The sequence below is a fragment of the Actinoplanes aureus genome, assembly GCF_015704865.1.
GTDB lineage: Bacteria > Actinomycetota > Actinomycetes > Mycobacteriales > Micromonosporaceae > Actinoplanes > Actinoplanes aureus.
Map to the genome: position 1 here is coordinate 62,489 of NZ_JADQTO010000028.1, position 21,385 is coordinate 83,873.

General features: G+C 71.2%; 15 protein-coding genes and 1 pseudogene. 11 read left to right on the forward strand and 5 right to left on the reverse strand.

Annotated features, from left to right (window positions below; translation table 11 throughout):
• Nucleotides 1-74 precede the first annotated feature (74 nt).
• The 3 genes and pseudogenes from I4J89_RS39640 to I4J89_RS39650 form a co-directional block, all read left to right on the forward strand.
• A pseudogene (locus I4J89_RS39640) lies at nt 75-1,343 on the forward strand (M14 family metallopeptidase); the annotation flags it as partial.
• Nucleotides 1,344-1,361: 18 nt separating this feature from the next.
• The gene (locus I4J89_RS39645; protein WP_196419351.1) at nt 1,362-2,249 is read left to right on the forward strand and encodes an aminoglycoside phosphotransferase family protein; all 888 of its coding nucleotides are present in this window, start codon (nt 1,362-1,364) and stop codon (nt 2,247-2,249) included.
• A 94-nt stretch (nt 2,250-2,343) separates the two neighbouring features.
• Nucleotides 2,344-3,135 (forward strand): S1 family peptidase, encoded by a 792-nt coding sequence (locus tag I4J89_RS39650; protein ID WP_196419352.1) that lies wholly within the window; start codon nt 2,344-2,346, stop codon nt 3,133-3,135.
• 223 nt (nt 3,136-3,358) lie between these two features.
• On the opposite strand, the gene I4J89_RS39655 is transcribed toward I4J89_RS39650, so the two are convergent.
• On the reverse strand, nt 3,359-5,158 hold the full coding sequence (locus I4J89_RS39655) for a diguanylate cyclase domain-containing protein (RefSeq protein WP_230860395.1): 1,800 nt from the start codon (nt 5,156-5,158) through the stop codon (nt 3,359-3,361).
• A gap of 92 nt (nt 5,159-5,250) precedes the next feature.
• On the opposite strand from I4J89_RS39655, the gene I4J89_RS39660 reads away from it, so the two are divergent.
• Nucleotides 5,251-5,715: a DUF1707 SHOCT-like domain-containing protein gene (locus tag I4J89_RS39660; RefSeq protein ID WP_196419353.1), complete on the forward strand. Its 465-nt coding sequence runs from the start codon at nt 5,251-5,253 to the stop codon at nt 5,713-5,715.
• Here the strand turns inward: I4J89_RS39660 and I4J89_RS39665 are convergent, their stop codons facing one another.
• The gene (locus tag I4J89_RS39665) at nt 5,716-6,804 is read right to left on the reverse strand and encodes a glycoside hydrolase family 26 protein (protein WP_196419354.1); all 1,089 of its coding nucleotides are present in this window, start codon (nt 6,802-6,804) and stop codon (nt 5,716-5,718) included.
• A gap of 336 nt (nt 6,805-7,140) precedes the next feature.
• Here I4J89_RS39665 and I4J89_RS39670 point away from each other — a divergent pair, with 336 nt between their 5' ends.
• Nucleotides 7,141-7,488, forward strand: coding sequence for a hypothetical protein (locus I4J89_RS39670; protein ID WP_196419355.1), 348 nt, complete (start codon nt 7,141-7,143; stop codon nt 7,486-7,488).
• Nucleotides 7,489-7,549: 61 nt separating this feature from the next.
• Here the strand turns inward: I4J89_RS39670 and I4J89_RS39675 are convergent, their stop codons facing one another.
• Nucleotides 7,550-9,355: an AMP-dependent synthetase/ligase gene (locus I4J89_RS39675; protein ID WP_196419356.1), complete on the reverse strand. Its 1,806-nt coding sequence runs from the start codon at nt 9,353-9,355 to the stop codon at nt 7,550-7,552.
• A 122-nt stretch (nt 9,356-9,477) separates the two neighbouring features.
• Nucleotides 9,478-10,641 (reverse strand): TetR/AcrR family transcriptional regulator, encoded by a 1,164-nt coding sequence (locus I4J89_RS39680; RefSeq protein ID WP_309238677.1) that lies wholly within the window; start codon nt 10,639-10,641, stop codon nt 9,478-9,480.
• Between the two features lie 90 nt (nt 10,642-10,731).
• On the opposite strand from I4J89_RS39680, the gene I4J89_RS39685 reads away from it, so the two are divergent.
• The 4 genes from I4J89_RS39685 to I4J89_RS39700 all read left to right on the forward strand — a co-directional run bounded on the left by I4J89_RS39685 (nt 10,732) and on the right by I4J89_RS39700 (nt 15,734).
• The gene (locus I4J89_RS39685; RefSeq protein WP_196419357.1) at nt 10,732-11,946 is read left to right on the forward strand and encodes an acetyl-CoA C-acetyltransferase; all 1,215 of its coding nucleotides are present in this window, start codon (nt 10,732-10,734) and stop codon (nt 11,944-11,946) included.
• Between the two features lie 13 nt (nt 11,947-11,959).
• On the forward strand, nt 11,960-14,083 hold the full coding sequence (locus I4J89_RS39690) for a 3-hydroxyacyl-CoA dehydrogenase NAD-binding domain-containing protein (RefSeq protein ID WP_196419358.1): 2,124 nt from the start codon (nt 11,960-11,962) through the stop codon (nt 14,081-14,083).
• Between the two features lie 53 nt (nt 14,084-14,136).
• Complete coding sequence (locus tag I4J89_RS39695; RefSeq protein WP_196419359.1) at nt 14,137-14,850, forward strand: phosphotransferase; 714 nt, start codon at nt 14,137-14,139, stop codon at nt 14,848-14,850.
• 86 nt (nt 14,851-14,936) lie between these two features.
• On the forward strand, nt 14,937-15,734 hold the full coding sequence (locus I4J89_RS39700) for a PIG-L family deacetylase (protein ID WP_196419360.1): 798 nt from the start codon (nt 14,937-14,939) through the stop codon (nt 15,732-15,734).
• Here I4J89_RS39700 and I4J89_RS39705 read toward each other — a convergent pair.
• The gene (locus I4J89_RS39705) at nt 15,680-17,413 is read right to left on the reverse strand and encodes an ABC transporter ATP-binding protein (protein ID WP_196419361.1); all 1,734 of its coding nucleotides are present in this window, start codon (nt 17,411-17,413) and stop codon (nt 15,680-15,682) included. The two genes, I4J89_RS39700 and I4J89_RS39705, sit on opposite strands and share 55 nt — an antisense overlap.
• 267 nt (nt 17,414-17,680) lie before the next feature.
• Between I4J89_RS39705 and I4J89_RS39710 the strand changes: the two genes are divergently transcribed.
• Both I4J89_RS39710 and I4J89_RS39715 read left to right on the forward strand, forming a co-directional pair.
• Nucleotides 17,681-19,075 carry an AMP-binding protein gene (locus I4J89_RS39710; RefSeq protein ID WP_196419362.1) on the forward strand — a complete coding sequence of 465 codons (1,395 nt, stop codon included), beginning with the start codon at nt 17,681-17,683 and terminating at the stop codon, nt 19,073-19,075.
• Between the two features lie 40 nt (nt 19,076-19,115).
• A complete protein-coding gene (locus I4J89_RS39715; protein WP_196419363.1) occupies nt 19,116-21,383 on the forward strand; it encodes a putative bifunctional diguanylate cyclase/phosphodiesterase in 2,268 nt (755 codons plus the stop codon).
• The last annotated feature ends 2 nt before the right edge of the window (nt 21,384-21,385 follow it).

Genomic DNA, 21,385 nt, shown 5'->3' on the forward strand with positions numbered 1-21,385 from the left:
CCCGGCTCATTGCCGTTCTTCGATGGTCGGTGGTGGGGTAGGGGAACCATTCCCCTGTACCCCGGAGGTCGTTCATGAGACGACGATCCCTGGCCGCCGTCGCTGCGGTCGCGCTCTGCGTGACTTCGGCATTCGCCGCCTCCTCTCCCGCTGGAGCGGGACCGACGCCGGACCCCGCCGCCGAATACGAGATCTACGACGTGCGCACGCACGCGCACCGCAACACGATCGCCCACACCGGTGTGGCGATCGAGGACATCGAGCACGGGGTCGCCACGGTCACCGCGACCGGTGCCGAGGTGAGCAAGCTGCGCAAGCTCGGGTTCACCGTGAAAGAGGTCGACCCGGTGATGGGCACCCTCGACTTCCCGCCCGCTGACTCGGCGTACCACAACTACACCGAGACGATCGCCGCGATCAATTCGGCTGTCGCCGCGTATCCGGCCATCGCCAGCAAGCGGGTCCTCGGCAAGTCGTACGAGGGGCGCGACATCGTCGCGGTGAAGATCTCTGACAACGTGGGCACCGACGAGGCCGAGCCGGAGGTGCTGTTCGACGCGAACCACCACGCCCGCGAGCACCTGACCGTCGAGCAGGCGCTCTACCTGCTGGGCCAGTTCACCAGCGGCTACGCCGCGGACACCCGGGTCCGCAACATCGTGAACAGCCGGGAGATCTGGATCATCCCGATGGTCAACCCGGACGGCGTCGAGTACGACATCGCCAGCGGCAGCTACCGGTCGTGGCGCAAGAACCGGCAGCCGAACAGCGGTTCCAGCTACATCGGTACCGACCTGAACCGTAACTACGGCTACCGGTGGGGCTGCTGCGGCGGCTCGTCCGGCAGCACCTCGTCGGCCACCTACCGCGGCCCGTCGGCGTTCTCCGCACCGGAGACCCGGGTCATCCGCGACTTCGTGAACAGCCGGGTCGTCGGCGGTGTCCAGCAGATCAAGGCCGCCATCGACTTCCACTCCTACTCGCAGCTGGTGCTCTGGCCGTACGGGCACACGACGGCGAACACCAGCACCGGCATGAACGCGGACCAGGCCAACACGTTCGCCACGTTCGGCCGGCAGATGGCCGCCACCAACGGCTACACACCGCAGCAGTCCAGCGATCTGTACATCACCGACGGTGACTCCCTCGACTGGCTCTGGGGCACGCACAAGATCTTCGCGTACACCTTCGAGCTGTACCCGGGCGGCGCGTCGGGCGGCGGCTTCTACCCGCCGGCCAGCGTGATCCCGCGCGAGACGTCCCGCAACCGGGAGGCGGCGCTGCTGCTCGCCGAGGTCGCCGACTGCCCGTACAAGGTAATTGGGAAGCAATCCACCTACTGCTGATCCGATACTCGCCGCGTGCGGATATCCGAAGAGACGGTCCGGAGCCTCGTCGCGGCGCAGTTTCCGGAGTGGGCGGGCCAGCCGGTGCGGCAGGCCCGCTCCGCCGGGACGGTCAACGCGATCTTCCGCGTGGGCACCGGCCTGACGGCCCGATTCCCGCTTCGCGAGGGTGAGACCGAGGCGGTTCGGCGCGAGCTTCTGGCCGAGGCGTACGCGGCCAGCCTGCTGCACAACCGCACCCGGTTCGCCACACCGCGGCCGGTGGCGATCGGTGAACCGGGACACGGCTATCCGCTGCCCTGGTCGGTGCAGACGTGGCTGCCCGGGACGATCGCCACGGACGACGACCCCGGCGAGTCCGAGGCGTTCGCTCGTGACCTGGCCGAGCTGATCGCCGGGATGCGGGCGGTCGGCACCGACGGGCGCACGTTCGCCGGACGCGGCCGGGGCGGTGTCATCGCGAACCACGAGGACTGGGTGCGGACCTGCCTGGCCAACAGCGAGCGCCTGTTACCCGTACCCCGATTGCGGCGCCTGTGGGATGCGATGCGTGAGTTGCCGCGCGGTGGTGACAAGGACGTGATGACCCACAGTGACCTGATGCCGGGCAATGTCCTGGTGGCCGGAGGCCGCCTGGCCGGCGTCCTCGACGTCGGCGGCTTCGGCCCGGCCGACCCGGCGCTGGACCTGATCGGCGCCTGGCATCTGCTGGAGTCCGGGCCGAGGGGCCTCCTGCGCGCCGAGCTGGGTTGTGACGACCTGGAGTGGGCGCGTGGGCAGGCGTGGGCGTTCGAGCAGTCGCTCGGCCTGGTCTGGTACTACGAGACCAGCAACCCGGTGATGAGCCGGATCGGCCGGCGCACCCTGGAGCGCATCGTCGCCGATCCGTGCGTGACGGTATGAGCGAACCGAGATTTAAAGATTTATCTACATAGATGCATGCTCTCCTCAGCGGCGTTCCCCACCGGGCACGCCCCGACTGAGGAGGACCCCCGAGATGCGCAGATGGCGAACCCTTCTGGCCGCCGTATTCACCGTCGCGAGCATGGGCGTGCTCGTCGCTCCGAGTCCCGCCGTCGCGGACGGGCCCGTCGTCACCCCGTACGTCGTCGGTGGCACCCGCGCCGCCCTGGGTGAGTTCCCGTGGATGGTGCGGCTCTCCATGGGCTGCGGCGGCGCTCTCTACAGCCCGACCCTGGTGCTGACCGCCGCGCACTGCGTCAGCCGGACCGGCACGAACACGTCGATCACCGCCACCCTCGGTGTGGTGGACCTCCAGTCGAGCAGCCGGATCACCCGCCGGTCCAACTACGTGTACCGGGCGCCGGGATACAACGGCAACGGCGACGACTGGGCCTTCATCCGCCTCTCCAGCGCGGTCACCGGCGTCGCCACCCTGCCGATCACCACCAGCACCGCGAACGACTCGGGAACCTTCACCGTCGCCGGGTGGGGCGCCAACCGTGAGGGCGGCGCGCAGCAGCGTTACCTGCTCAAGGCCAACGTCCCGTTCGTCAGCGACGCCACCTGCAACTCCAGCTCGATGTACGGCGGCGAGGTGATCGCCGCGGAGGAGATCTGCGCGGGCTACACCGCCGGTGGGGTGGACACCTGCCAGGGTGACTCGGGCGGTCCGATGTTCCGCCGGGACGCGAGCAACGCCTGGATCCAGGTCGGCATCGTGAGCTGGGGTGACGGGTGTGCCCGCCCGAACAAGCCGGGCGTGTACACCCAGGTCAGCTACTTCTCCTCGGCGATCCGCTCGGCCGCGTCAAGCCTCGGCGGCTGACACCACAACGCCAGCAGCGAAGATCGTCGACATCCGGGACCCGGATGGGACATCGTCGGAGCCATGCCCGAGCAACTAGCCCTACGGGACTGGGACGAGATCGCCGAGGGCCGTAGCTGCCGGTCCCGGCGGTCGCGCTGCGGCCCGGAGCGGCCGGTGATCGCGGGCATGGCGGGAGGTGTGAAATCGGCGGGACGGCGATCCGCGTACCGAAGAAAAACGATCAGAGAGTGACGGGCGCTGAAGCGCCGCACACCGCATCGCGGCCGCCGTGCTTGGCGGTGTAAAGCGCCTGGTCGGCGCGTTCGAGGAGCTGCTCGGACGACTCCCCGCCGTGCCACACCGCGTAACCGATGCTGCACGTCTCGGCGTCGGGCATGGCCCGGCGGACGCGTTCCAGGAGCGCGGCGGCCTCGTCCGGCGTGCGGCCGGACAGGGCGATCACGAACTCCTCGCCGCCCCAGCGGGCGATCGCGTCGCCGGGGCCGAGCTCGGCGGCGAAGGCGGTCGCGCTGCGGTGCAACAGGTCGTCGCCGGCGTTGTGACCGTACGTGTCGTTGTACCGCTTGAAATGGTCCAGGTCGGCGATCGCCACGGTGAGCGGGCGGTCCTGGGTCATCAGTTCGGCGAGCCGGCGCTGCCAGGCCCGGCGGTTGGGCAGGCCGGTGAGCGTGTCGGTGAACGCCATCTGCTCCAGGCGGTTCAGCAGGCGTTCGTGGTCCAGGGCGAGCGCGGTCTCGTCGGCGAGCAGGGCGACGGCTCGGGCGCGGTGGTCACTGACCGTTTCCACCCGCCGCTTCCAGCCGACGGCCAGCACCGCCATGGCCTTGCCGTCGACGAGGACCGGCTGCCACAGCATGGAACGGCCCTCGACGAGCTTGAGCAGGGCGGGTGAGACGCGCGGGTCCTGTGCGGGATCGGACAGGAAGATCGGCTCACGGTCGCGGTAGACGCGGGAGATCATCGAGGTGCCGTCGAGCGGGACGCGGGTGCCGAGGACGTCGGCGCCCGCCACGCCGGTGGCGACCATCTCGGCGCCGCTCGGATTCGGTTCCAGAAGGGTGACGTTGTCGGCTTCGGCGAGGTCGCGAACCGCCTCGATGATCGTGCTGCGAGCGTCCTCGCCGGTGCGGATGCGCCGGGCGGCGGCCGAGACGGCGGCGAGCAGCCGGTCCGATTCGCGGACGGCGGCCTCGGCCCGGCGCCGGTCGGTGATGTCCTGAAGTTGCAGCAGCATCCATGATCCGTCGCCGCCGCTGCTGTGGCCGACGGTCAGCCACGCCCAGCGCTCGGTGCCGTCCGGGTGGACGAACCGCTTCTCGCCCTCGCCGTCCAGGTACGGCCGGACGCTGGAGCCGACGAGCTGATCCCCGGACAGCCCGGCGAGGACGCAGAGGGCCGGGTTGACCGCGACGAACCGGCCGTGTTCGTCGGCGATCCCGACACCAGCCGGGGAGGCGTGGAAGAGGCTGGTGAAGCGTTCGGCGACGGCGGCCACCTCGTCGCGGGCGTCCCGCAGCTGGCGCTGCCGGCGGCTCACCGTCTCGTGCAGGATGGCGGCGAGCAGCGCCGCGATGACCAGTTGGACGGCGTAGTGGCTGAGTTCGGCGGTGCGCAGCTCAGGGCGCACGGCGACCGCGGCCGCCCATCCGGAGAGACCGCCGAGGGTGGCGGCCGCGGCGACGCGCCGGGACGGCACCGCCGCTCCGACCCCAACCAGGGCGAGCATCAGGAGCGTGGTGAAGTGCAGCTGCCCGGTCACGGCGACCTGCGCCACGCTGTCCAGCACCGGCAGGAAGCCGAGGGCGCCGCCGGCGAGCCAGCGCAGCCGGGGACGGTCGGCGGCCGGCAGTGCGGCGAGGGCCAGCAACGCGGCCGTGACCGCGGCGAGCAGGGTCATCGCCGTACGGGCGGAACCGGTCAGGGTGAGGGCGTTCGTGATCGTCAGGGCGACGTAGAAGGCGGCGACGGCACCGCGCATCCACCGGGTCGCGCCGGTGTCGTGCTGCTCTCCGATGGTCAAGGCCGTCCCTCCCTTCGCCGCAACGCTTGTCGGTCGGCGAGGCGGGGACTTGAGGGATCCGGCGGGTTGACCAGCGCCGGTAGGGTCGGGGCATGTACCGCGACCCCCGAATCCGTGTGTCGGACACCGACCGGGACGCGATCGTCGCACGGCTGAACGCGGCGACCGCCGAGGGCCGGCTCAACATCGACGAGTTCAGCTACCGGGCGCAGCGGGCGTACGCGTCACGCACCTGGGGCGAGCTGTCCCGCCTGGTCGCGGACCTGCCCGCACCGCAGGAGGTGCAGCCGATGCCGCCGCCGCGCAAGTCCACCGTGAGCGTCAGCCGGCTCCCCCTGCTCGCGCTGATCTTCGGGGCGCTGTCCATCCCGACGGTCGCCTGCTTCCCGCTCGGTTCGACCGCCGCCGTGGCCGGGATCGTGCTGGGCGCCCTCGGCATCCGCTCCGGCAACCGTGGGATGGCCGCCGCCGGGATCGCCTGCGGTGTTCTCGGCCTCGCCCTGCAACTCGTCGTGTTCGCGGTGTTCGGGGTCATGGACGCGGCATCGCCGGACTGATCAGCCTGCGAAGCGTGAGCTCCGTGCCATGGTGCGGTAGGCGGCCAGGGCCGAGGAGTCGGTGTCGAACCGGAAGTTGTGGTCGCTGTCGTGCTGGACGTCGGTGTCGAACCAGGCGACGCCGCCGACCGCCGGAGTCCTGGCCACCCAGCTGTTCAGCTGCTTGATCCAGCCGGCCTTGTTCTTCACCGCCGCCGTCTCGGTCAGGATGATCGGCTTGCGGCCGCCGTAGAGCTTCGTGATCGGGTTGAACAGGGTGGACGGCGACTCGCCGTAGAAGTTGTAGCCGGAGATGCCGACCCAGTCCACGTAGGCGTCACCGGGGTAGTAGTTCTGCACCTTGTTGGCCGAGGTGTTGGGCGAGGAGTTCCAGTTCGGGCTCCACACCCAGGCGATGTTGTTGGCGCCGACCTCGCCGAAGATGCGGTGAATCCGCTTGTACGCCTTCACATAGTTCGCCGGGCCCCCGTTCTGCGGGCCGCTCCACTCGAACCAGTCGCCGTTCATCTCCCAGCCCCAGCGCAGCAGAATGGGCCGCTTCATGCCCTTCAGCTTGCGGGCCACGGACCGGATGTTGGCGTCCGACGAGCCGTTGTTGATGCCGGCCAGCGGGGCGCCGTGCCAGGAGACCATAAGCACGCTGTTCTTGCTGACGTCCGGCTCGGAGGACGGCACGTAACCGGCCCACGGGTAGAACCGGTGCACGATGCGCTGCTCCCGGTCGAGCTGGCCGCGGCGCAGCGCGAGGCTCTGCTTCAGCGACTTGCCGCCGAGCGCCATGTACGACCCGAGCATCGCCTTGCCGGGGGTGAACGGCACCGGGCCGCCGCGGCCGTCGGATTTCGCGACCTGCGCGGTGGCCGGCTCGGTCGGCTTCTTGGAGGCGGGTGCGGAAGCCGAGGCGGTGGGCGGCGCGGGCGGGACCACCGAGGCGGTGGGTGCGGCCGACGTTGCACCGGGGACAGAAGCGACGGCAGAGGCAGAGGCGGGCGACGGTGCGGGCTCGGCCACCGGTGCCGTCCCGGCGGCCTGGGTGCCGCCGGTCGTGCCACAGCCCGCCGTGAGGGTCAGGGCCAGGAGCGCCAGCATGAATCGACGTGACCGCCTGCGGCCGTTGTCCGGCTCGGAAAACACACTTTCTCCCGTCGAACGGCTGCGAGGTCCGCCTCATCATGCCCCACGCGGGAGCCCTGCGTCTCGCCCGGGCGGCGTCGTTGATGATCTACGGCACAACCAAATCCGACAAGCTCCCCCGGGTGTTCGCATAATCGGGCATTTGCCAATATGCGACCTCATCCGATCATCCGAAAAAACTGCCGGAACAGCGGCGCGGAAAGCGAATTACGCACGCCGCCGAGAGGGCGGGCGTACGTTCTCCGGTGGAACGAAAACGATCAGGAAATCGTCAGACGGGGGATTGACATCATGCACGTTCGGAAACTGGGCGCCACAGTCGGAACCGTACTGTTCATCGCCGCCGCGGGCCTGACCCAAGCCGCCACTCCGGTAGCGGCCGCACCAGCAGGCGACACGATCATCGCCAGCGCGACCGACTTCCGTGACTTCAAGAAGGGCTACCGGGACGGGTACCGGGACGGGTACCGGTTCGGGTGGGAGATGGCGCGGGACGAGTGTAAAAAATCGCAGAAAATGATGTTCAAGTTCGACGACGATGAAGAGCGGGAGAGCGACTACATGCGGGGATACAACAAGGGGTACACCAAGGGAGAGGACAAGGGATTCGACAAGGCCTTCTGGGAATACTGCGACTGAATAGTCGTTACCGGCCGGGAACAGCGGACGGTCGTTCCGCCCGCTGTTCCCGGTGGTGTGGTCATTGTTCGTACAGTTTGTCGATCTCGGTGGCGTAGCGGTCCTGGATGATCCGGCGGCGCAGCTTGAGCGTCGGGGTCAGCTCGCCGCTCTCCGGCGTCCAGCCGGTCGGGAGCACCCGGAAGGTCTTCACCTGTTCCGGCCGCGACAACTTCGCGTTGGCCGCCGCGACCGCCGCTGTGATCTCGGCGACCAGCGCCGGATCGGCGGACAGCTCGGTGAGCGTCGCACCGGCCAGTCCCCGCTTGGCGGCCCACACCGGCACGCTCTCCGGGTCGAGAGCGATCAGCGCGGTCACGTACGGCCGGCGGTCGCCGATCGCCACGGCCTGGGCGATCAGCGGGTGCGCCCGCAGCAGGTTCTCGATCTGCGCCGGGGAGATGTTCTTCCCGCTCGAGTTGATGATCAGTTCTTTCTTGCGGTCGGTGATCGTGAGGTACCCGTCGTCGTCGAGCGTTCCCACGTCGCCGGTGGCGAGCCAGCCGTCGGCGTCGGTGACCGGGTCGATGCCGCCGTCGGCGCGCAGGTAGCCGAGGCAGACCAGCGGGCCGCGTACCAGGATCTCGCCGTCGGAGGCGAGCTTGAGCTCCATGCCGGCGTTGGCCCGGCCGACCGTGCCGGTACGGAAGTGGGTGGGCGTGTTGATGGTGGCGGTACCGGTGGTCTCGGTCATCCCCCACACCTCGAGCACGTCGAGGCCGAGACTCGCCAGATAAAGCAGCACCTCGACCGGGATCGGCGCGGCACCACTGCCGGCGTGGATCATGTTGTCCAGGCCGAGCCTGGCGCGCAGCGGGCGCAGCACCTTCTCGTCGAGCACGGCGAGCTTGGCGGCCAGCTCCGGTGGCACCGGCTGCTCGGCGGCACGCAGCTGGTACGCCTCCAGCGCCACCTCCCGGGCCGCGTCGACAGCCGCCCGCACCGGCGGATCGGCGGCGGCCAGCTGCCCCTGCACACCGGCGACCATCTTCTCCCAGATCCGCGGCACCCCGAAGAACGAGACCGGCCGGATCTTGACCAGCCCGGCGAGCAGTTGCGCCGGGTCCGGGCAGATGGTGACGTGCCCGGCCCGGTAGATCGGGTTGTAGATGCCGAGGATGCGCTCGGCGATGTGCGCCAGCGGCAGGTAGGCCAGCCCGGCGGCGTGGTCCGGGACGTCGACCGTGGCCTCCAGGACGACCGACTGGTAGATGACGTTGGCGTGGCTGAGCACCACACCCTTCGGGTCGCCGGTGGTGCCGGAGGTGTACAGCAGGGTGACCGGCTGCTCCGGGCGGATCTCGCGCCACGTCTTCTCGAAGGCCACCAGGTCCGGCTCGCCCTGGGCGGCGAGTTGCCGCAGGCTCACGAACCCGTCGCCTTCGGCGTCCACGACCACCACGTGGCGCACCTGCGGCAGCTCGGCGAGGATCGGCTTCCACCGCTCCAGCTCCTTCTCCCCTTCCAGCACGATGATCTCGGCGGCGCTGTGCCGGGCCAGATACTCGAGCTGGGTGGTGGAGAGCGTGGCGTACACGGTGGACGGCACGGCGCCCAGGTGGGTGGCGGCCAGGTCGATCAGCCAGTGCTCGGGACGACTGGACATCTGGATCAGCATCCGGTCGCCGGAGCGCAGGCCGAGGTCGGCGAGCCCGCGGGACAGGACGGCGATCTCGTCGCGCAGCTCGCGCCAGGTACGCGTGCGCTCCTGACCGAGCATGCTCAGGGCCGGCAGGTCTCCGAATTCGGTGGCGTTGCGGTGCAGCAGGGCGGGAATGGTCAGGCCGCGGACGGTGTCGGCACACCGTTGGGCGAGGTCGGCGTCCATGGTGTTGCCTCCTTCGATACAGGGGCCACACTGATGTGACAGGCGCCACTGTAAACGCCGGTTAACTTCCTGGGAAGTGCACGCCGGTAAACCGGCCGGCAGGCTGCGAATCTTGGCTAACTTCAGGCCGTCAGAACGGTCTGCATGAGGCGCACCAGATGCCGGTCCATCCCGGTACGCCGATCGAAGCGCACCCACCGGCTCAGATCGGCCACCACGTTGAGCGCCGCGTGCACCAGCACCCGCGCCTCGGCAGCCGGTACCTCCGGGCGCAGCCGGCCCAGCAGCCCCACCCACTCCTCGACGTGCAGCCGCTGCACCTTGCGCAGCTCGTGCCGGTCGGCGTCGGGCAGGTTGTTGTTCTCCGCCAGGTAGACCGAGACCAGGGCGCTGCGCTCGAAGGTCAGCTCGACGTAGGACTCGGCCATCCGGCGCAGCGCGTCCAGATCGCCGCCGGCTCCGGACAAGGCGACCGCGGTGGCCTCGGCGACGCGCTCCGAGGCGCGGTAGAAGGCGGCGGCGAGGATGTCCGCCTTGCCGGGGAAGTACCGGTAGACGCTTGACGCGTTGATGCCCGCGGCCCGGCCGATCTCCTCGACTCCGACGGCGTGGTAGCCGTACCGATGGAAGAGCTTGACCGCCTCGGCGAGGAGGATCTCGCGGCGCGCGCCCACCCGCGTCGCCGGTTGTTCGCCGGGCTCCGGCCCCACCGGCGCCGGCGTCGGCGGCTCGTCGCTCAGCACCGCCCGCGCGACCCGGTGCAGGGCCGCCTCCGCGCGGCCCTTGGCGATCGCCGCGCGGTGCGTGCCGAGGCTGCCGAAGACGCTGAGCGCGGCGCGGCCCAGGGCTTCCGCGTCCGGCTCGGTCAGTTCGGGCCGGACCTCGCGCAACGGTACGGCCAGCCGCCGCACGAACGCGGCGAGCCCGGCCCGGAACTCCTCGCGGTGCTCATCGGTCAGATAACGCCACTCCCACTGGTAGAGCCCGGCCACCTTGCGGCCCTCGACGCCGAGCCGGGCGAGCACGGCGAGCAGCTCGTCCAGCTCGGTCGCGCTCTCGGTGGCGGTCAGCACGGTGCCGGCCAGCTGGCGGGTGGCGTGGACGAGCATCGCGTACTTGTTCGGGAAGTGCCGGTAGATCGCCGGGCCGCTGATCCCGACCACGGTGGCGATCTCGTCGATGCTCACGCCGTGGTAGCCGCGCTCGCAGAACAGCTCGGCGGCGGCCAGGGCGAGTTGCGCCTTGCGGTCTTTCGGCCGCTTCCGGGCTGCCGCTGCTGTCTGCACGGGGCACAGCCTAGCTGTGAGTCGCCGCCTTGACACCTAGGGGAAACATCGGCAAAAGTTAGCCGCAATTCGCATCCGAGGGAGTAGGCGATGACTACCGAGGCCTTCATCTACGATGCCGTGCGGACCCCGCGCGGACGAGGCAAAAAGAACGGCTCGCTGCACGGGGTGAAACCCATCTCCCTGGTCGTCGGACTCATCGACGAGCTGCGGCGCCGGTTCCCGAGCGTGGACCCGGCCGACATCGAGGACGTCGTGCTCGGCGTCGTCTCCCCGCTCGGCGACCAGGGCTCCGACATCGCCAAGACGGCCGCGATCGCCGCCGGTCTGCCGTACACGGCGGCCGGCGTGCAGCTCAACCGCTTCTGCGGCTCCGGCCTGGAAGCGGTGAACGTGGCCGCGCAGAAGATCCGCTCCGGCTGGGAGGACCTGGTCCTGGCCGGCGGCGTCGAGTCGATGTCGCGGGTGCCGATGGGCTCCGACGGCGGCGCCTGGGCACTCGACCCGGAGACCAGCCTCAAGACCGACTTCATCCCGCAGGGCATCAGCGCCGACCTGATCGCCACCATGGACGGCTTCTCCCGGGAGGACGTCGACACCTTCGCGCTGGGCTCACAGCAGAAGGCGGCCAAGGCCTGGCAGAACGGCTACTTCGACAAGTCCGTGGTCCCGGTCCGTGACCGCAACGGCCTGCTGATCCTGGACCGCGACGAGCACATCCGCGCCGACTCCACGCTGGCGGGCCTCGGCAACCTGCCCGCCTCCTTCGCCGTCATCGGCGACCAGGGCGGCTTCGACGCGGTGGCGCTGCAGAAGTACCACTGGGTCGAGAAGATCAACCATGTGCACTCGGCCGGCAACTCCTCCGGGATCGTCGACGGCGCGTCGCTCGTCATGATCGGCTCGGAGGCGGCCGGGCGGCGCGCCGGCATCACCCCGCGCGCCCGGATCGTCGCGGCCGCGCTCAGCGGCGCCGACCCGACCATCATGCTGACCGGGCCCGCCCCGGCCGCGCGCAAGGCACTGGCCAAGGCCGGACTCACCGTCGACGACCTGGACCTGGTCGAGATCAACGAGGCGTTCGCGGCGGTCGTGCTGCACTTCATCGACGACCTCAAGCTCGACCCCGAGATCGTCAACGTCAACGGCGGCGCGATCGCGATGGGTCACCCGCTCGGCGCCACTGGCGCCATGATCCTCGGCACCCTGGTCGACGAGCTGGAGCGGCGCGGCGGGCGGTACGGCCTGGCCACCCTCTGCATCGGCGGCGGCATGGGCATCGCCACCATCGTCGAACGGCTCTGAGGAGATCTTGAAGATGACTGAGACCATCCGCTGGAACCGCGAGGACGACGGCGTCGTCATCCTCACCCTCGACGACCCCAACCACGGCGCCAACACCATGAACAGCGACTACGTGCGCAGCATGGAAGCCACCGTCGCCCGCCTGGAGGCCGAGCGGGAGCAGATCACCGGCGTGATCATCACGTCGGCGAAGAAGTCCTGGTTCGCCGGCGGCAACCTGGAGGACCTCCGCTCGGTCGGCCCCGGCCAGGGCGCCGACGCGTTCGCCCTGTCCAACCACGTCAAGGCTCAGCTACGCCGGCTGGAGAAGCTGGGCCGGCCGGTGGTCGCCGCGCTCAACGGCTCGGCCCTCGGCGGCGGCCTCGAGCTGGCGCTCGCCACCCACCACCGGATCGCGCTGAACAACCCGCGGCTGGAGGTGGGCTGCCCGGAGGTCACCCTCGGCCTGCTGCCCGCCGGTGGCGGTGTGGTGCGTACCGTGCGGCTGCTCGGTCTGTTCACCGCATTGACCCAGGTGCTGCTCAAGGGCAATCGGCACCGGGTCGCCGCGGCCCGGGATCTCGGGCTGATCGACGAGATCGTCGAGACCCCGGAGGAGCTGATCACCGCCGCGCGGGCCTGGATCGCCGCGAACCCGGACGCGGTGCAGCCGTGGGACGTCAAGGGCTACAAGATCCCCGGCGGCACCCCGTCCACCCCGGCGCTCGCCGCGCAGCTGCCGGCCTTCCCGGCGAACCTGCGCAAGCAGCTCAAGGGTGCGCCCTACCCGGCGCCGCGCAACATCCTGGCCGCCGCCGTCGAGGGCGCCCAGGTCGATGTGGACACCGCGTTCGTCATCGAGAGCCGGTACTTCGTCGAGCTGGTCACCGGGCCGGTCGCCAAGAACATGATCTCGGCGTTCTTCTTCGACCTGAACGCGGTCAACAACCGCGACATCGGCGACGTGCCGCCGATCACCAAGGTGGCGGTGCTGGGCGCGGGCATGATGGGCGCGGCCATCGCGTACGTGTGCGCCCGCTCCGGCCTGCCGGTGGTGCTGCGCGACGTCACGCTGGACGGCGCGAAGCGCGGCAAGGCGTACGCGGAGAAGCTCGTCGCCCGCGGCAAGGGCAAACCCGAGCTGCTCGACCTGATCACCCCGACCGACCAGGTGGCCGACCTGGCCGGCGCGGACGTGGTGATCGAGGCGGTCTTCGAGGACCCGGCGCTCAAGCACAAGGTCTTCGCCGAGATCGAGGGCGTCGTCGCCCCGGACGCGCTGCTCTGCTCGAACACCTCGACCCTGCCGATCACCCTGCTCGCCGAGGGCGTACGCCGCCAGGCCGACTTCATCGGCCTGCACTTCTTCTCCCCGGTCGACAAGATGCCCCTGGTCGAGGTGATCAAGGGCGAGCGGACCGGTGATCTCGCCGTGCGGCGTGCCCTCGCCGTGGTGCAGCGGCTGCGCAAGACCCCGATCGTGGTCAACGACAGCCGCGGCTTCTTCACCAGCCGGGTCATCGGCACCTTCACCAACGAGGGCCTGGCCATGCTCGCCGAGGGCGTCGCCCCGGCCAGCATCGAGCAGGCCAGCAGCCAGGCCGGCTACCCGGCCCCGGTGCTGCAGCTGATGGACGAGCTCACCCTCACCCTGCCCCGCAAGATCCGCAAGGAGTACCGGGCGGCCGCGGAAGCCGCCGGCGTCTCCTGGGAGCCGCATCCCGCGGACGAGGTCATCGACCGGATGATCGACGAGTTCGGCCGGCCGGGCCGCTCCGGCGGCGCGGGCTTCTACGAGTACGCCGACGGCAAGCGCACCGGGCTCTGGCCGGGCCTGTCCGCGTTCACCAAGCCGGAGGCGCGGTCGATCCCGTTCGAGGACCTCAAGGAACGAATGCTGTTCATCGAGGCGATCGAGACCGTCAAATGCCTCGACGAGGGCGTGCTCGCCTCGGTGCCGGAGGCCAACATCGGCTCCATCCTCGGCATCGGCTACCCCGGCTGGACCGGCGGCGTCCTGCAGTACGTCAACCAGTACGAGGGCGGCCTGCCCGGCTTCGTGGCCCGCGCCCGTGAGCTGGCCGAACGCTACGGCGACCGGTTCACCCCGCCGCCGCTGCTGCTGGCCAAGGCCGAGGCCGGAGAGGTCTTCGCCTAACGGCCACCTGCCGGCCGCCACGGTCGACAACCGCCAGGTTACGGTTGTTGATCATGTGCACGGAACACGAGTTACCCGGCGGCCGGGCGGATCACCGCCCGGCCGCTCCGTGGACCCCCGCGGTCCGCGCCCTGCTGCAGCACCTCGCCGACACCGGATTCGACGGCGCACCGGACCCGCACGAGACCGGCCTCCGGGGCGAGCCACTCGGCGAACAACGGCCCTGGCCACGGTGGGTGCACGATGATGACACCCTCTGGCAGGTCGCCCAGTGGATGCGTGAGTACCACGCCGCCGTCGCCGGGTTCGTCCCGCCGGCCGGCGCCGAGTGGCGCAAGGGCGGCACCTGGGAACCCGGGCTGATCATCGGCCACAACGACGCCGTACCGGCCAATGTGGCCCATGCCGACGGTCGGCTCACCGGTTTCGTCGGTTGGGACTTCGCCGGCCCGGTCACGGCCGAGGCCGACCTCGCGTTCGCCGCCTTCGCCTGGGTGCCGCTGACCGCCCGGCAGGTCGCCGAGGCCGAGGGCTTCACCGCTTTCGCCGACCGGCCCCGCCGGCTGCGCCTGTTCCTCGACGCGTACGGCTGGCGCGGGACCCTGCGGCAGATCGTGCAAGAGGTCCGCGACCGGATCAGCGCCTCCATCCACGACATCCGCCGCCTCGCCACCTTGGGCGACACCACTTGCCAGAAAATGGTGGAAACCGGTTACGACCGGGAGCTCGCCACCGCGGTCCAGGAACTCGCCACGTTCCCACGCTGACAGCCGACAAGGATCCGGCAAGAAAACCCACAGAAGTCAGCAAGGGCGTCCCGCCATGCTCGGGGAAACGAGCAACGGAGGACACCATGAACCAGGTCGCCGGCCTCGGCACCATCCTCGGCGTCTGGGCGCACCCCGACGACGAGGCGTACCTCTCCGGCGGTCTGATGGCCCTGGCCCGCGACGCCGGGTCACGAGTGGTGTGCGTGACCGCCACCCGCGGTGAACGCGGCACCGCCGACCCGGACCGCTGGTCACCGGAGCGGCTGGCCGAGCAGCGCACCACCGAACTGCGCGACTGTCTCGACGTCCTCGGTGTCACCGAGCATCACTGGCTCGGCTACCGGGACGGCGAATGCTCCCGGGTGCCGCCCGGCGAGGCGGTCGCGCGGCTCTGCCACCTGATCGACGAGATCCGCCCGGACACCGTCGTGACCTTCGGCCCGGACGGCAACACCGGCCACCCCGACCATCAGGCCGTCGGCCGGTGGACCGCCGCCGCCGTCGACCGGGCCGCACCGGCGAGGACCCGGTTGCTCCAGTCCGCGGTCACCGGCGACTGGGAGCGGCAGTGGCGCATCGTCAACGAACGCTTCAGCGTGTTCGCCCCCGGATATCCGGTCACCCGGCGGGAGAGCGAACTCGCCCTGCACCTCACCCTCGACCCGGCCACCCTGGCCCGCAAGGTGAAGGCCCTCACGGCCCAGACCACCCAGACCGCCGGGCTGATCGCCGCCATGGGCGACGACCAGTACGCCGCCTGGGTCGCCGACGAAACGTTCGTCACCGGTGCGAGTGGTCCACTGGTCTGCGAACGCTGCTGGTGGGATCACGAGAACGCCCGGTGGCGCTGCGCCGGGACCCCGGCGGCCAGCCTCCGGTAATAGGAGCTCGACCGCAGCAACTCCTCGTGCGTGCCGTCGGCCGCCACCACCCCGTCGTCCACCACCAGCACCCGGTCCGCCGACCGGACAGTGGAGAACCGGTGCGCGATCACCACCAGCGCGCACACCCGCGCCACCTCGCGCAACGCCGCCGCCAGGGCCCGCTCACCGTCCGGGTCCAGGTGCGCGGTCGGCTCGTCGAGCAGGATCACCTCGGGACGCGACAGCAGACACCGGGCGATCGCCACCCGCTGCCGCTGCCCGCCGGAAAGCCGGCCGCCGCGCTCACCGACCGGGGTGTCCAGCCCACGCGGCAGGGCCGCCACCACCGGGATCAGACCGGTCATGGCCAGCACCCGGGTCAGGTCGTCGTCGCCGGCCGGGCCCGCGCCGTACAGCAGGTTCTCCCGCAACGTGCCGGCCAGCAGCGGGCAGTCCTGCTCCACCAGGCCGACCACCGCACGATGCCGGGCGTACGGCAGCAGCCGCCCGCGCAACAGCACCCGCCCGTGATCCGGCTCGTAGAACCGTTCGGCCAACGCGAAGATCGTCGACTTGCCCGCACCCGACGGCCCGACCAGCGCGACGTGCCCGCAGGACGGCACCGCGAAGCTGATGCCGCGCAGCACCGGCCGCGCCCGGTCGTAGCCGAACCAGACGTCGCGGAACTCCAGCACCGGCGGCTCCCGGCCGCCCATCGGCACCACCGCCACCGGCCGGTCCCGCTCCACCGGCAACGCCAGCACCTCGTTGATCCGGTGCAGCGCCCCGGAACCCTGCTGCACCGAGCTGACCGCCTGGAAGATCTCGTAGATCGGCGCCGACAGATACGTCATGGCCAGGGTGAACGCCACCAGCTCACCGAGCGTGGTCTCACCCGCCGCCACCCGGGTCGCGCCGACCAGCAGCACCACCAGGAACGCGCCGCTCACCGCCAGGTCGTTGGTCGGCCCGCTGAGCGCGACCAGCCCGGCCATCCGCAGGTTCTCCCGGTAGGCCCGGCCGGCCGACGTGTGCAGGCGCGCCGCCTCCACCGGCTCCGCCCGGCAGGCCCGCACCGTCCGGATGCCGCCCAGCACCCGCTCCAGATCGGCCGCCAGGGTGCCCTCCGCCGTCTGCGCCACCCGCGAGGCCACCCGCAGCCGGCGCACCACCGCCAGCAAGCTGCCCACCGCCACCGCGAACAGCACCACCACGAGACCCAGCAGCAACACGTCCAGCCAGCCCAGCATCACCACGATCGCCACCAGGCCGACCACACCGGCCACACCGGTGCCCAGGCTCTGCGCGACGAGCGTCTTCACCACCGCGGTGTCCCCGCACGCCCGGGCGATCAAGTCGCCGGTGCGCACCCGATCCAAAACGGACAGCCGGGCCCGGAGCAGGTGAACGGTGACCGCATGCCGCAGATCCCGCGTCATCGTCTCGCCGGTGTGCGCCTGCACGTAGCGAGCCAGCGCCAGCGCGGCGGCCTGCGCGGTGAACAACCCGGCGAGAGCACCGAACACCGGCCATGGCACCCGGCCGCCCGCCGCCGCGTCCACCGCCCGGCCGGCCAGCAGCGGCTGCGCCAGCGCCAGCGCCGAACCGAGCAGGCTCAGACCCGCGGCCCCACCGATCCACCGCCGATACCCGCGGGTCAGCTGCCGCAGATCCCGCAACCGGGCCCGATCCGACAAGGCGCCTCCTCGGAAGGCTGGTCGAGGAAGCCGACGCTAGCCAGCGCTGATCACCGTGGGCAACGGCGCCGTCACCCAGGCATACCGCCGGGCTTCAAGAGATTCACCCCTTCCCGGTACGCGTCATCGGCCGTCCCGCCGAATCCACACCGCACCGGACTACCACGCGGCCATCTGCCGGGGCACGGCCGCAACGCGGCCGCCGGGAAAGGGAGGCCGGTCGCGGCCACCGGCGCGCCCGCCCGAGGGGGGTGGCATCATCCGAGCATGACCCTGCTGGCCGCGCTGCACGAGGACACCGACCGCGCCGACGCCGTCACCACCGCCGATGGCTTGCTCTCCCGCCACGAGCTGCTCGGCCGGGCCGCCGGCGTGGCCGCCGAGATCGCCGGAGCGCCGATCGTCGCGGTGCACGCCACTCCCACGACGGCCACGGTCACCGCGATCACCGGGGCGCTGCTCGCCGGCGTGCCGGTGGTGCCGGTGCCACCCGACGCCGGCGACCTGGAACGCAGCCACATCCTGCGCGACTCCGGTGCCACGCTGCTGCTCAGCGACGATCCGGCGGCCTCGGGCACCTCCGGCGTACCGGTCATGCCCGTCACCGGCGTACGGCCCGGCAGCGCCCCGCCGGAACCGGACGCACGGCGGCCGGCGCTGGTTCTCTACACCAGCGGCACCACCGGCCTGCCCAAAGGCGTGGTGATCTCGCGCGCCGCGATCGCCGCCGACCTCGACGCCCTGGCCGGCATCTGGCAGTGGACCGCCGACGACACCCTGGTGCACGGCCTGCCGCTCTATCACGTGCACGGGCTCGTGCTCGGCATGCTCGGCCCGCTCCGGCACGGCTCGCCGCTGATCCACACCGGCCGGCCCACCCCGCAGGCGTACGCGTCAGCGGGCGGCACCCTGTACTTCGGCGTACCCACCGTCTGGTCCCGGATCGCCGCCGCCCCCGACGCGGCCCGCGCCCTCGCCCCGGCCCGCCTGCTGGTCTCCGGCAGCGCCCCGCTGCCGGTGCCGGTCTTCGACACCCTCAAGACGCTCACCGGACAGTCCCCGGTCGAGCGGTACGGCATGACCGAGACCCTGATCACCATCAGCACCCGCGCCACCGGCGAACGCCGTCCCGGCCACGTCGGCCTGCCCCTGCCCGGCGTCGGCACCCGCCTGGTCGACGAGTCCGGCGCCGTCCTGCCCGCCGACGGCGTCACCATCGGGCATCTCCAGGTGAACGGCCCCACCCTGCTCGACGGCTACCTGCGGGACGGCGCCACCACGCCACCCGGCCTGGTCGACGGCTGGTTCCCCACCGGCGACGTCGCCACCGTCGGCCCGGACGGCTGGCACCGCATCGTCGGCCGCGCCTCCACCGACCTGATCAAGACCGGCGGCTACCGGGTCGGCGCCGGAGAGGTCGAGGACACCCTGCTGCTGCACCCCGCCGTACGCGAGGCCGCCGTCGTCGGCACCCCGCACGCCGACCTCGGTGAGCAGATCACCGCGTTCGTGGTCGCTGATCCGGTCACCCCGGACGAGCTGATCACCTTCGTCGCCGAACGCCTCGCCGCACACAAACGGCCCCGCGTCGTCCATCTCGTCGACCAGCTGCCTCGCAACGCCATGGGCAAGGTGCAGAAGAAGCAACTCGCCACCGGCTGAAACCTCAGGTCGGCAGAGTCCGCTGCCGAACAATCCGGGCATGATGAGACCGTCGTTGCGCTCCGCCTCCGCGGCCACAGTGGTTCTCATCATGTCGGCGGGCTGGTTCATCGTCGGCGCTGTGCTCGGCGTCCTGCACCAGCCGCTCGGCTCGCCGATATGGCTGCTCTGGCCGTCCACGATCGGCGCGGTCGCCACCGCCACACTGGCCTGCGCCGTCGCCGCCCGCACCGGGCAGGGACCGGCCGCGGCGTTCTGGCAGCGGCTCGCGCTCACCACCGCGCTGCTCACCGCCGGCACCGCCGGGCAGGCGTACGACTGCGTCAGCACCGGGCACCCGAACGAGATGGGGACGATCACCGCCGCGCTCTATCTGGGCGCGATCGGCGTCGGAATCCTCGCTCTGGTCCAGCTGCCCCGGCCGCGCCGCAGCTGGCGAGCCACCGTCTCGCTGTGCCTGGACATCGCCATCGTCGCGGTAGCCGCCACCATCATCATCACCCACTTCCTGGTGGCCACCTCGGCGCCCGGCGCCAACGGCAACGCCGAGGCGACCATGCTCTTCGTGGTGCTGGCCGCGGCCTGCTCCGCCGTGGTCGCGGTGATCAAAGTGGGCGTCACCCGCAGCGGCGCGGTCAACCGGCGAGCGCTCTGGGCGCTCGCCCCGATCGGCCTGCTCGGCCCGCTCTCCTGGGCACTCGCGCCGCTGCTGGACAACCGGGCGTTCCTCAACCCGACCGTGGTCACCCTGCCCACCGCCGGTCTGCTGATCGTCGCCGCGGCCCGGTTGCAGACCCTGGCCAACCTCGCTCCGGCCGGCGCGGCGGAGACCACCGACCGGCCGGCCGGTCACCTCGGCATCGTGCGGCAGGTCAGCCCGGTGCCGTACGCGGCCGTCGCCATCGTGGCGGTCATGCTGACCGCGGTCACCCTCCGGGTCGGCCACCTGCCACCCGGCCTCGCCGGCGGCTCGGTGCTGCTCACCCTGCTCGTCCTGACCCGCCAGCTGGCCGCACTGTCGGACAACAACGCGCTGCTCGACCGCCTCGACTCCCAGGCACACCACGACGACCTCACCGGGCTGCCCAACCGGCGGCTGTTCACGGCCGGGCTGGGCCGTCGTACCGGCAGCACCACGGTCGCCGTCTGCGACCTCGACGGGTTCGCCGCTCTCAACGACCGCCTGGGCGACGACGCCGGCGACGCCCTGTTGCGTGCCGCCGCCGAACGGGTCGCCGCGGTCGCCGGCCCGGACGGGGTCGCCGCCCGCCTGCTCGGCGACGAGTTCGGCCTGCTGCTGTCCGGCGACCGCACCGATGTCGCCGAGGCGCTGCTCCAGGCGTTCAATACACCGTTGCGGGTCGGCGGCCACGACCTGCTCGTCACCGTCACCGTCGGCGTCGCCACCGGGGACGGCCCGGCAGTACCCGATCTGCTGCGCCGCGCCGAACTGGCCCTGCAGGCCGCCAAACTGACCGGCACCAACCGGCACCGGGAGCACTCCCCCGAGCTGGACGCCACCGCCCAGCACCACGCCGAGCTCGCCGCCGCCCTGCGCCGCGGCCTCGACCACGGCGAGTTCCGGCTGCTCTACCAGCCCATCGTGGAACTGCCCAGCGGCGCCGTGATCGGCGTCGAGGCCCTGGTCCGCTGGCATCCCGCCGACGGTCCGGTGGTCTCGCCGGCCGAGTTCATCCCGGTCGCCGAACACAGCGGCCTGATCATCGACCTGGGCGCCTGGATCATCGACACCGCCTGCGCCGATGCCGCTGTCTGGCAGCACAGGCACGGCGCGAACAGCCCACGCGTCAACATCAACGTGTCGGCACGGCAGCTGCTCGACCCCGACCTGCCCGGCCTGGTCGCCGACGCTCTGCACCGGCACGGGCTGACGCCCGACCGGATCACCATCGAGATCACCGAGACCGCGGTCTTCGCGGGTGGCGCGGCGCTGAGCACCGTACGCGAGCTGCGCGACCTCGGCGTCGGCGTGGCCCTCGACGACTTCGGCACCGGCCACAGCTCGCTGACCCTGCTGCGCACCTGCCCGGTCACCACCCTCAAGGTGGACAAGTCGTTCATCGACGACCTGAACGGCACCGCTGAGCAGGAGGCCATCGCCACCTCGCTCAGCACCATCGCCAGCACGCTCGGCCTGCGCGCCGTCGCCGAGGGCGTGGAGACCCTCGATCAGGCCACCCGCCTGCACGACCTCGGTTACCGGTACGCCCAGGGCTACTACTTCGCCCGCCCGGCCCCCGCCGACCAGATCGACGCGGTCCTCAACGCTCCGGTGCCGGTCCGCTAGTC

Excerpts from the sequence above, each read along its gene's own strand:
- I4J89_RS39650 (WP_196419352.1), top strand. The coding sequence starts at position 2,344 with ATGCGCAGATGGCGAACCCTTCTGGCCGCCGTATTCACCGTCGCGAGC.
- I4J89_RS39670 (WP_196419355.1), top strand. The coding sequence starts at position 7,141 with ATGCACGTTCGGAAACTGGGCGCCACAGTCGGAACCGTACTGTTCATC.
- I4J89_RS39700 (WP_196419360.1), top strand. The coding sequence starts at position 14,937 with ATGAACCAGGTCGCCGGCCTCGGCACCATCCTCGGCGTCTGGGCGCAC.
- I4J89_RS39660 (WP_196419353.1), top strand. The coding sequence starts at position 5,251 with ATGTACCGCGACCCCCGAATCCGTGTGTCGGACACCGACCGGGACGCG.
- I4J89_RS39710 (WP_196419362.1), top strand. The coding sequence starts at position 17,681 with ATGACCCTGCTGGCCGCGCTGCACGAGGACACCGACCGCGCCGACGCC.
- I4J89_RS39665 (WP_196419354.1), bottom strand. The coding sequence starts at position 6,804 with ATGCTGGCGCTCCTGGCCCTGACCCTCACGGCGGGCTGTGGCACGACC.
- I4J89_RS39695 (WP_196419359.1), top strand. The coding sequence starts at position 14,137 with ATGTGCACGGAACACGAGTTACCCGGCGGCCGGGCGGATCACCGCCCG.
- I4J89_RS39675 (WP_196419356.1), bottom strand. The coding sequence starts at position 9,355 with ATGGACGCCGACCTCGCCCAACGGTGTGCCGACACCGTCCGCGGCCTG.
- I4J89_RS39690 (WP_196419358.1), top strand. The coding sequence starts at position 11,960 with ATGACTGAGACCATCCGCTGGAACCGCGAGGACGACGGCGTCGTCATC.
- I4J89_RS39715 (WP_196419363.1), top strand. The coding sequence starts at position 19,116 with ATGATGAGACCGTCGTTGCGCTCCGCCTCCGCGGCCACAGTGGTTCTC.
- I4J89_RS39685 (WP_196419357.1), top strand. The coding sequence starts at position 10,732 with ATGACTACCGAGGCCTTCATCTACGATGCCGTGCGGACCCCGCGCGGA.